This is a genomic window from Enterovibrio makurazakiensis (assembly GCF_050336585.1).
GTDB classification, from domain to species: domain Bacteria; phylum Pseudomonadota; class Gammaproteobacteria; order Enterobacterales; family Vibrionaceae; genus Enterovibrio; species Enterovibrio gelatinilyticus.
Map to the genome: position 1 here is coordinate 208,766 of NZ_JAKJSE010000009.1, position 12,327 is coordinate 221,092.

Consider the following 12,327-nt stretch of genomic DNA (forward strand, 5'->3'; position numbering starts at 1 on the left):
TATTTTCGCCTCTATAATTTTAAGGGTTCTGAAAATTTTTCCACCTTCAAACACGCAAATTTGGGCGGGATAAAAAAGGCCTCACCCCGAAAGGTAAGGCCAGAAGTTATCTTCCAGATGCGGGGGCGCTTACCACATCAAATCATCTGGGATTTGGAAATCTGCGTACGGATCATCTTCATCAATTTCCTGCTCCGACACGGTATTGTTCACTATGATCGTTTCTTCATCGCGCTGGCTGATTTTGTCTGCAACCACGCCTGGAACAATGGCATAGCCATCAAGGTAGCGGGCAATGGCTAAGCGACCATTCACGAGTTGCGCTTGGATATCTTTGGTGACGTATAACTTTTTCACTAACGTGCCATCGGTGAAGTTATATCCAATATCGCCATCTTTACGATCGATTTTGTTCATCTCAACCAGTTGCTTCACCTGAGCAAGAATGGCTTTTTTCTGGGCTTCTAACTGCTTCTGGCGATTCAGTTCCTGATCCTGAGCCATTTGAGCCGTGCGATTTTCTTCTACTGCGGCTTTTGCTGCTTTCGCCATTGTGCGGGATTTTTTCGACGTCTTCCCTGCTTTCTTCATCGCTTTTTTATCAATAAGACCCGCTTTAAGCATTTGCTCTTGAAGTGTTAGTTTTGCCATTTTGACTCCGTCTGCGCACACCTTGTCTTTATTGAGCGTGCCTGTTTTTGTTCGCCAAACAGTAATTTCGTTTGTTTCTATGGCGCAATAATACCATTGGTTATTGCAGATCCCACATCGATTCCTGCTTGAGTTGAGATTCAAATTTCACGTTTTTATAGATGTCGCCTCTCTCCGCACACTATTTCGCCAAATCCCTCAATCAAAAGCACCCTGTTCAGGTCCACATCAAAGCACAACTAATAATTTTTTATCAACAGAATCGGAAATAAACCAAGGCTAAATGCCTTTCCCCAAGTGGTTCCGAATCGAAACACTTGTGTAAAAACATCAAATATATTTTTTAACATCAGAATTTGCCTTACATCATTCGTACACTTATTTGGACTTTTCAACATTATGTCGAGGATTTATGTATGTACGACAACACAGCTAACCAACACACATTCACACAAGCACCTCTTTTAGCGAATATTGCGACACCAACGCTACCTTTATCAGACGATTTTCAACAAGGTATTTCTACACCACAAGACATCTTTCTCACCTATATTAGCGACTACATGCTAGCAACACATCATTATGATCTGTTTGAAAAAATCGTTTCCAATCGGACACAAGAAATCACTCGATCACAACCTGCCGACACGCCCAAAGGTAACCTCTATACCACGCTCACGGGCAATATTGCGGCTTCAATTTGTGGAGTCACTTCCCTAAGTGGGCTTCCTGATGATTTTGCCATGATAGAAAAAACAGCCATTGCCTTGTATGGCGACATACTAAGTTGTTGGGCTGCATTTAAAGTGCATCAAATTATTGCTGACGCTCAAACACACTTAAACTCTCGCCAAGATTCAAATGAAGATGCACAAACGCTAGAAGTAAAACCGGAGAGTTATCGCTACGAAGTGGTGAATAATATTCGTCATGATGAGCGCTTGTTCATGACCAGTTACAGCGATGTACCCATGAAACTTTCACTCGCTAATGTTCTGATCAACTTAGAAACATTCGTGAAACAGCAGCATTGGTACGAAATGCTCTACTACCTCGATGTCTCATCTTCAGGCGAACACTTCATTTTGTATCAAGAGCAACATGATTACCCGCTACTATTATCATCAGCACTTATTCAACGCTGGGGTCAGCGTGATAATTGGCTGACATTTGATCCTTTTTTTCAAACAGAAAGTTGGACACTGAGTCTATCCAGTGAGAAAATCAACACGTTGGAACGCTCCGGAATTTTCTCTAACGGCTTGAAAAATAAGTTAAAAACATCATCTGTACCTGCATTCGACTATTCATTGTTGCAAGCAACAAAACAAGAGTCTGCGGTCTGTGAGATCATTAGAATGGCCATCGCTGGCCCACGAGAGAAGTTAAATCACATTCTATATTTAACCCTTAAATATCTGACACTTAAACTTGCCGACATTGGTATTGAAGCGGCTTATACCATCGTGGAACAGCCTTCCATATTGGGTTTTTATCAATCAGTGAATAATGACGGCGACGGAACCTTGCCGTACGTGTCTTTGTGTCACCAAAAAGTGGAAGGTACTGCTTTAACCACTTATCAAGGTATCGTTTTCACTGGACCAATGAGCCAAGCCTTTGAACAGTGCAGTTTCAGAGACTACAACAAGAGAATTATAGCGATGCGCAAGCAAGCGAGAGTAATGACGAATGCTTGAATTCCTTTACACTATGTCAGCGAGCTTCACGGCGGTTTTTCTCGTCGTGATTGCCGTCGTCGTCATGCTTTGGGCCTCTCACTTTGCTCGAGCACTAAGTAAAAATAGGTCTGGAATCTTCCGGCCTATTTACCTCCCCTATACGCTTTATACCGTGTTTATTTCACTGTGGATTCTTTCTAACGCATACTTTCAATCAGATCTTCTTGTGACCTCTAGTGCCAAAACCACCCTGGTGATGGCGCTACTTGCGAACGCATTTTCTGGCCTTGCATTTGCATTGGCCTATCTTTTCTCGTGCAGATTGATTTCAGAGCGTGAAGGGCTTGAATTGAAACGCCGGCAATGGATATTGTTTGGCACAACTTGCACCATCATCTTATTCACAAATGTACTGCCCGGAATGAATATCACGCATGTTGATGTCTACGATGTCGGTGATTTTATCATTCATTTCGGGCCAGCGAGTGGGTTGTTCTTTGGCATTCTTCTGCTTTTGGTCGTACTTACGCTCGCTAATTTCATCCGCTCGAGCCGAAGTTCTCAGAGGCTTAAGAAAGTAAAAGCCTCCTACATGGTCTTTGGCATGGTCGGGTTTATTCTCTCGACCTTTCTCGCCCACTTCCTGATACCCGTATTATTCAACGACTTTTCGATGGCTTGGGTGCCACCTGCTTTATCAATTATTGAAGCCATCATGGTGGGTTACGCTTTACTTCATAATCGATTTTATAGCAGTCGATACATTGCTATGGTCACCATCAGTTTCATTGCTAACGCAACATTGTACGTGACGCCAATCGTTTTCATTGGCATGCAACAGCTCAAACAAGCTACGCTGCTCATTGTCGCTTGGACATTGCTCACGGGTATATTCTGGCCCCGCTCTCATGCCGCAATTCGAAGAGCGGTAAACCAATTACTTTACCGCAAGAATGGTAACCCCGTTGAAAGCATTTGTAATTTGATTGGGGAGTTTCGTTATTCCACTGACGAAGCCGTCGTTAAACTCAATCACGTACTCAATGCGAGAGATGGACGTATTCAGAAAGTCGGCAATAACGCTGAGACCAACGTTTTTGTATCCTGCTTTCAAGGCGATCGCTCAGTACTCGTCAAGGAAGAACTTGAGTATCAAATTCGGCACGACAAATCTGATGATTGCGAATCTTTGACGAGTCTTGCCAAGGAAATGGGCAACACTGGCACCTCTTTGGTCTTACCAATCACCAACGAAAAAAACGAAGTAACTCACTTATACATGGTGTCAAAACAGAATGAGAACGAGCTATTCGCCAGTGAAGAGATCATGGGCTTGCAGCGTCTTTTTGACGAGGCCAATCGATTCATTATTACCGAAGATAAGGTCCGGAAGTCCCAAGTTTTGGCGGGCTCCATCGCCCATGAAATCCGTAACCCACTGACCAAAATCAAATACCACTTTGAACGTATCGATGCAGACATGTTTAACGTAGAGAGTGGCTCTATCAGCCCATTTGCGTCACACAACATGAAGAAAATCTATCAAGAACTCGCAGAAGGACAGAAAGCAGTTCAACTTGGTACACGCTTTATCGACGCCATTCTTGATGAATTGCGCGGAGAAGGGATCAAAACAGAAGTATTCGAACACTACTCTGTAGCGGAGTTGACTGAGCAGGTTCTCAGTGATTTCAGCTTCTATAGCGACAATTATCGTGATCGCATCAATCTGAGCATAAAAGATGATTTTATTTTTAAAGGTAGTGACACCTTATTCAGCTTCATGCTGTTCAATCTGTTAAAGAATGCGGTGCACTACTTTGAAGCTTACCCAAACAGTCAAGTCAACATCCAGTTCAAAAAGAATGGCGAATACAATGAGCTGCATATCGTAGACACAGGGCCCGGTATTTCTATCGAACATCAGGCTCACATCTTTGATGATTTTTACTCACATGGAAAAGAGCAAGGCAATGGGCTTGGCCTCTCGTATTGTATGCGTGTTATGCAATCGTTCGATGGCAACATCGTTTGCCGCTCATTGCCAGAAAAATACACGGAGTTCGTCCTCTATTTCCCTTCAGTGGACGAACAAACGTATGACGAAGAAACCAAGGGGATTGTTTCTTCTTACCTCGAAACAAAATCCATCATCGTTGTCGGTGACAATCTCGCGAGTAACTGGTTGTCCAGTGAGCTGCAATTATTGACCAATAACATCCAACACGCTGCAGACATCGAAACAGGTATTAGTTATGCGTGCCAACACCCTGTTGACATCATCGCTATCGATAGCGCACTAGTTGTACAAGGGAGCAATTTACTCAAGGCCCTGAGAGCGGGAGATCTTGGACACGACTTACAAGTGACTCCGATTTTGTATTTCAGCAATGACACTACCAATGAACACGATCGGTCATTGAACAGTGTCGATTTGATACAAGGGCGAATAGCAGGCATCAACAACCGCTTCGCACTTCACCGATCGCTAGAATGCCTTATTGACGAAGGCCGCCTAACAAAATTGGGAAGTTTAATTGGAAAACGCGTTCTCGTTGTCGACGACATGCAAGTCAACCGGCTCCTCGTTCAAGCGTATCTAACCAGTGAAGGGGTTATCGTCAATCAAGCAGTCTCTGGAGAAGAAGCAGTTGCGAAAGTCACTGCCGAGACATTTGATCTTGTTCTTATGGATATTCACATGCCGGGGATGGGAGGCATTAAAGCCGCCCAAAAAATACGTGATTTAAATGCCAGCACAATTATTGTCGCACTGTCTGGCGAATACAGTGAGGATACTAGGTCATCGATTGAATGCGCGATGCATGATCACCTTGTTAAGCCCATCACCAAACAGCAACTCATCAAAACACTGACTAAATGGTTAGCCACGAAAAAACACCTCGTCGATAACGCTCAACGTCAGGCGTAATAATCCCTTTCAAAATATCTCTCCCCCAACAATCTAGTCTCTTTAGATTGTTGGGGAATACATGAGACTCGACCTGTCGACTGATGAACCGAACAATACCTATCGATACTAGGACAGCTTGCCTTAGAATTGCTCACAAAGTGCTTTCACATCAGCAAACGGATAATGGCTAAATTGACCAAAACCAGCGGTTCGTCCCACACGAAGCCGTCCCGTCAATGGAGAGGAAATACCACATAAGTACCTCGCAACCGCTTCAGCTGTCACTACTTCCATCTTGGCGGCATCAAACAAGGGCTGGCAAGCTGCCTTAAGTTGATCTAACTCCAACAGGGCTAGCGGTGAACCACCAGGCAATACCGCAATATCACCGCGACACACAGAGCAATGACCACATTGTTCTGGAGCATGCTCATCCGCAAAGTAACTGGCTAAACGATGGCTCAAACAAGTTTGTGTTTCAAACAATGCCAGCATGGCATGAATTCGCTCTACTTCACTCTGCTCCTTGTTTTGAAACATTTGATGGATACGTTCACTAAGATCACTCGCCTCTCGCCCTTGGCACGCCTCAGGACGGCAGATATTAAAAACATCCGTCATCTGTTTGCTTTCTAGTTCAATCCACCCACGTTCTGCAAAGTAATCCAATGCTTTGACCGCACGCTGACGGTCTGCCTGATAACCTTGCCAAAGCGCTTCAAAATCCACGGTATGCCAAGTACGAGATTTGGGGGATGAATCAAATACGGCTTTCACAAACTGCTGACGTTCACCATCGAACTTCGCCAGTATATTGTCGATGCTAACTAAAGCCTTAAATCGATAATCGGCGAAGTAACTAAATTTCGGTTCTATCACCCCTTCTAGTTCTAAGTACACCAACAATGTTTTAAGCGGAAGTTGCCGTATGTTGGTATCTCTAGACAGTCGATTGAGCATCACTTCCCAAGCGCTGCCCAGTGGCGTTGTTCCAATTTCATCGATCACTGCACGAATGGCAGAATGATCCGGCGTATCGCCGTAGACAAAATTTTCCAACACACTTAGGGATTCTCGATTGGCTAACACGGTACATGTAGAGGGTTGACCATCGCGCCCTGCTCGACCGATTTCTTGGCTATAATTTTCTATAGACTTTGGCAAGTCGTAATGGATCACCGAACGAATATCAGACTTGTCGACGCCCATACCAAATGCGATTGTCGCCACAATGCAATTAATACCGCCTTCCATAAAGCGACTCTGAATATTTTGACGTAGTTCATTTGGCAGACCAGCATGATAGGCGTGCGCTGGCACACCGTGTTGCTGAAGAAAGTCAGCGACAGATTGCGCGGTATTTTGCAGTGTCACATAAATAATCGTGGGAGCCGAATCATGACGATGAACTTGCTCTAACAACACCTCAGATTTTGTGTTCTCTGTGCACGCAATAACATTGAGATCTAAATTCTCACGATAAAAGCCCGTAATAACAATATTTTCAGACTCAATGCCAAACTTATTCCCCATATCCTCTATCACTTTCGGCGTCGCCGTTGCCGTTAGCAATAAGACCTGGGGAATATTAAGTTGCCGGCAATAAACTGGCAGCTTTAAATAATCAGGACGGAAGTTATGCCCCCACTCTGAAATACAGTGAGCTTCATCTATTACCATCAATGAAATAGAAACTGATGATATAAACTGTCTAAAGCGTTCGTTTTTTAGACGCTCGACAGAAATCATGAGTATTTTTATCTCTCCCGCCTTTACGCCACGCATGACTTCTCTCGATTCATCATACGTCAGAGAGGAGTCAATCGATGCAGCCGCAATGCCTCGACTTTTTAGAAAGTCGAGCTGGTCTTTCATCAGTGCTAACAGCGGGGATATGACAAGAGTTAGATTTGGGAGGTGTAGAGCAGGCAACTGATAACAGAGAGATTTACCAGACCCAGTTGGAAAAATAGCCGCGGAAGAGTGTCCAGACAGCACATTATCGACAACCTGTTGTTGCCCGCCTCGCAAGCTTTCAAAACCAAAAACCTGATTCAGTGTATGTAAATAGCTGACACTCGTGCTCATTTCCGCCCCGGCAAATCAATTAGATAAAGCAATGCTGGAGTTTACACGTCCCTGAGCCTAACGACGAGCGATTGATAGCAAAAAATATAGGTGCTTATATTTTACAAGCAAGTCTTTTCAACATACAGAAAGTGTTGAGTTTTTCCTAATAAGCATAGAAAAAAATGCATGATTTACAGAAAACCGACATGAGTAATAGAAAACAGAAAATTAAAGTACATCATTCTATTTAAAGCCTCTTTTTACACTCAAAAATTTGCACATTATGTTAAAGAACCAAACCCCATTTTTATTGAAAAACAGCCCACCTACAAACCCACATAAAAAACAAGAGTATTTCTTACTCTAACTAAAACAAATAAAGGCAATCTCTAAATTAGACATTCGTAAGAAGACCATTTTCTAATGTTTGATACAACATTGTAAGCATTATTTCAACTAGCCTTTTAACCAACAAAGTCTGCGTGAATCGAATCAAGGTTATCACGCTAGAAAACAACGACATTATGTAAGAGAAATTAGGCTCAAATAACTAACCATCTCTGTCATTTCAATACAACCAAAAGGATTGTAACTTTGGCCATGTTGAATCAAAATTCTCAGAAAAATAAAAGCGAACCAAGCCAAAAACAAAACAATGAAGTGAATAAAAACAGACAGAGAAGACGACTTATCTCCTTAGGCGTTTTTTTGTTAAGTTCCGCTTTTGTTATCGGTGCTAACCAACCTTTAAACCTCCACACTATTCCAGCTCCGTTAAGCGTTTCAATTTCAAACGCAGCGATACTTGACACAAAATCAAACACTCCAAAAACGAACAAAGTGCCATTTGTTAAACCAATATCAACGATTCCTTTTAAAGAGACCCTTGCAGGAAATGGCATTGATCATGGTGATAACCCTGATCGACCTTGGCTCAAAGCGTCCCTCAGCAATAGACCTTTTAGCGAATACTGGCTCAAGCAGGTCGATGCCCACATTAACCAGGCACGCACACCCGGCTGGTTAAAGTTCGAGCGTTATCATATCAACCAAGGCCGCGACCCCCTTCAGTTACCCACTTTTGCGCGCATGGTTGAATCCAAACACGTTCCAGACGTGTTAACTATTCGATTATTGGATGGTGTTGAAACGACAACTGCATTGGCAGATATCGGTTTCGAGCATAAAACATCTCTAGACCCTACTTCTCCTGACACTCGCGTTCATGTCTATCAAATCCCGGAAGGTATGAGCTTTGAAACGGCGCTAGAAGTGGTCAATGCGCACCCCAACGTGGCATTTGGTGAGCCTGACTATTTGATCGAATGGGCGCTGGCACCAAACGAATCAAACGGCGGTATTAGCAATGGTTCCGCGTGGTGGCTAAACCAATTGAACGCCTATGAAGCATGGGAAACCATCACGGATGCGTCCGCTATTGGCCCTATCGCTGTGTATGACCAAGGTATATTACGAAGCCACGAAGATCTAAAAGACAACTTTTGGGTTAACCCTGATGAAGTCGCCGGTAATGGCGTCGACGATGATAACAATGGCATCGTCGATGATATAAATGGTCGCACAAATACTGTCTTCGGCGGCCATGGTACGCCTGTCGCTGGTACAATCTGTGGACGTGGTGATAATGGAATCGGCTATGTGGGCAGTGCGTGGCGCTGTCAGCTTATGGATACAGGCGGTCCGTTGAGTTTTGCAGCAGCAGTCTCTGATGCAATGGCCTCACTGCGTTATGCCACCGATAAAGGCTCAAGGATTTCAAACCACAGTTGGGGGATCAGCGGAGATTACAGCCAAGCATTCAAAGACTTGATCACTGAGATTGCTGACGACGATCACCTGATGGTCATTGCATCACACAACTTCAATTCCAACATCGACAATAGCCCCGTTTATCCAGCGTCTTATGACAATGACAACATTCTAAGTATCGCTGCATCCAACCAAAGTGAAGGTCGAATCAGCTATTCAAACTATGGTGCAGTTAGCGTTGATATTGCAGCACCGACAGAGTTCAACACGACCAATTCCTCGGGAGGCTACTCTGGTTTTAGTGGCACCTCGCAAGCAACACCAGTTGTCACTGGCGTCGTGGCACTCGCATGGTCAATGGATCCGTCCATGACCTACAGAGAAATTAAACAACTCGTCTTGGATACCGCACGTCCAGTTTCCGCTTGGAATGGACTGACTGTTTCTGAAGGTATTATTGACATGAAAAATCTCGTCGAATCAGTGATTGTGGACACTGACGGCGATGGCATTCTCGATGATGTTGACCCCGATGATGACAATGATGGCGTTCCAGATGAAGAGGACGCCTTTCCAAAAGATGCCACCGAAACAACAGATACGGACAATGACGGTATCGGCAACAATGCCGACAACGATGATGACGGCGACGGCGTAAACGATGAGGACGACTGGAAGCCACTAGACCCCAATGAGCAATATGATACGGACGGTGACGGCATCGGTAACAGCGTTGATGACGACGACGACAATGACGGCGTACTCGATGAGGACGATGCCTTCCCGCTTGACGATTCAGAAACGACCGACACTGATGGCGACGGCGTCGGCGACAACAGTGATGTATTCCCTTCAGATCCGAATGAGTCTAAAGACTCTGATGGCGACGGTGTGGGAGACAACGGAGATATTGACCGCGATAACGATGGATTGGCCGATGATTTAGAGTCTCGTACGAGTGCAGAAATCGTAGATTGGCCGGTGCTAACGGGCGCAACCTACAGCGATGGCATGCTCAGAGCTAACGGCGGTTCGTGGAGCTACCAAGCTAACTCAGCCCGTGCCTCTAACTATGGCTTTAACGACAATTATCGCTTTAGCTTCAAGATTGATGCTCTTGGCACCTACAACATGATTGGTTTGGGTAGCGTTGAAAGTTCGGCAAGCTATACCGACATTGATTATGCACTTTACCTCGTCAATACTTCGCTCAACATCTACGAAAATGGTGCCTCAATCGGTTCGTTTGGTTCTATCGCTGTTGGCGATACGTTATCCATAGAAGTCGCGCAAGGCACAGTCACCTATCGCATCAATGATGACATAGCTCGTGAAGTCACTTACAGCGGTCAAACGCCTGATTTCTATGTTGACTCCAGCTTCTATAGTGGAGAAATTCGACTCAGTGACATGTCTCTAACGCCGCTTTCTGGCGCAGGTTTAACCGCCGATGCTGATAACGATGGCGTGACCAACGATATCGATTTGGACTCGGACAACGACACCATTCCTGATGTCATTGAAGCAGGTTTGGCTGACAGCGATGGCAGCTTGACCGTTGACAGTATCGACCAACAAGCAAGCGTCGATCCTGCCCCAGATTCTGACGGTGATGGCATTCCAGACTTCCTCGATCTCGAAAGCCAGAATGCTGAAAACGACGGCACCGCCTTTGACATGCACGGCTACCACTTCGCGGCATTCGACACCAATGGAGATGGCATGCTTACCCTTCAAGATGGTGAAGGCGGCGGCGATGTGAATGGAAATGGCGTTGATGATCGTGCWGAAGACTCGGACGGCGATGGTATYTCYAACCCGAACGATGAAGACGATGACAACGACGGYACGCTCGATATCTACGATGCCTTCCCGTTCGATCCGAATGAAGAYACGGACACCGATGGTGATGGCGTGGGYGATAACGGCGATGCCTTCCCAACAGATGCCACTGAGACAACCGATACTGACGGCGATGGCGTGGGCGACAATGCCGATGCCTTCCCTGACGATGCGTCTGAGACCACCGACTCTGACGGTGACGGTGTGGGCGATAATGCCGATGCCTTCCCTGACGACGCCACGGAAACGTCGGATTCCGACGGTGACGGTGTCGGCGATAACAGCGACATTGACCGCGATAACGATGGCTTGTCGGATGATCTTGAATCGCGCACCAGTGCCAACATCACCAACTGGCCTACCCTGACTGGCAATGCCGACTTCACTGACGGTACCCTCACAGTCAATGGTGGCAGTTGGTCATGGCAAGCCAACTCTGATCGTTTCTCCGAGTATGGTTACAACGACAACTATCGCTTCTCGTTTGTGGTGGGCTCGTTAGGCAGCAACAACATGATCGGTATCGGCAGTGTCGAAAGTTCGGCCAGCTATAGCGACATCGATCATGCTTTCTACGTAGTAGGCACAACCGTATATCTCTATGAAAACGGCGGATACCCGAGTGGTTACAACAGCACATTCTCTATCGCTGCGGGTGATACTTTAGCACTACAAGTCACTGCGGGTACCGTGACGTACTTGCACAACGACACCACCATTCACACCACCACACGCTCGGGAGAGACACCAGACTTCTACGTTGATTCGAGCTTCTACAACGGCGCATTCCAACTCAGTGACATCGTGCTTTCCCCGCTGTCGGGGGCTGGCTTGTCAGCCGATGCTGATAACGATGGCGTGACCAACGATGTGGATTTGGACTCAGACAACGACACCATCCCTGATGTGGTCGAAGCCGGTCTCATCGACGCTGATGGCGATCTGATGGTCGACAGTATCGACCTACAAGCCAGCGTCGATCCTGCCCCGGATTCTGACGGTGATGGCATTCCAGATTACCTTGATTTGGAAAGTCAGAATGCTGAAAACGACGGCACGGCCTTCGACATGCACGGCTATCACTTCGCGGCCTTCGACACCAACGGTGATGGCATGCTTACCCTTCAAGACGGTGAAGGGGGTAGCGATGTGAATGGCAATGGCGTTGACGATCGTGCCGAAGACTCGGACGGTGATGGTATCTCCAACCCGAACGATGAAGACGACGATAACGACGGTACGCTCGATATCTACGATGCCTTCCCGTTCGATCCGAATGAAGACACGGACACCGATGGTGATGGCGTGGGCGATAACGGCGATGCCTTCCCAACAGATGCCACTGAGACAACCGATACTGACGGCGATGGCGTGGGCGACAATGCCGATGCCTTCCCT

At 45.9% G+C, this 12,327-nt stretch carries 5 protein-coding genes; 3 read left to right on the plus strand and 2 right to left on the minus strand.

The window, feature by feature from the left end; genetic code table 11:
• Nucleotides 1-129: 129 nt before the first annotated feature.
• Nucleotides 130-651 carry a DUF2058 domain-containing protein gene (locus L4D06_RS08075; RefSeq protein WP_429738706.1) on the minus strand — a complete coding sequence of 174 codons (522 nt, stop codon included), beginning with the start codon at nucleotides 649-651 and terminating at the stop codon, nucleotides 130-132.
• Between the two features lie 416 nt (nucleotides 652-1,067).
• Here L4D06_RS08075 and L4D06_RS08080 point away from each other — a divergent pair, with 416 nt between their 5' ends.
• Both L4D06_RS08080 and L4D06_RS08085 read left to right on the plus strand, forming a co-directional pair.
• Nucleotides 1,068-2,351, plus strand: coding sequence for an acyl-homoserine-lactone synthase (locus L4D06_RS08080; RefSeq protein WP_429738708.1), 1,284 nt, complete (start codon nucleotides 1,068-1,070; stop codon nucleotides 2,349-2,351).
• The gene (locus L4D06_RS08085) at nucleotides 2,344-5,265 is read left to right on the plus strand and encodes an ATP-binding response regulator (protein WP_429738710.1); all 2,922 of its coding nucleotides are present in this window, start codon (nucleotides 2,344-2,346) and stop codon (nucleotides 5,263-5,265) included. The genes L4D06_RS08080 and L4D06_RS08085 overlap by 8 nt, the downstream gene beginning before the upstream one ends.
• Nucleotides 5,266-5,388: 123 nt before the next feature.
• Here the strand turns inward: L4D06_RS08085 and L4D06_RS08090 are convergent, their stop codons facing one another.
• A complete protein-coding gene (locus L4D06_RS08090) occupies nucleotides 5,389-7,335 on the minus strand; it encodes a RecQ family ATP-dependent DNA helicase (RefSeq protein ID WP_429738712.1) in 1,947 nt (648 codons plus the stop codon).
• Nucleotides 7,336-8,157: 822 nt separating this feature from the next.
• On the opposite strand from L4D06_RS08090, the gene L4D06_RS08095 reads away from it, so the two are divergent.
• Nucleotides 8,158-12,327, plus strand: a 4,170-nt coding sequence (locus tag L4D06_RS08095; RefSeq protein ID WP_429738714.1) for a S8 family serine peptidase, incomplete at its 3' end; no start/stop codon positions are given.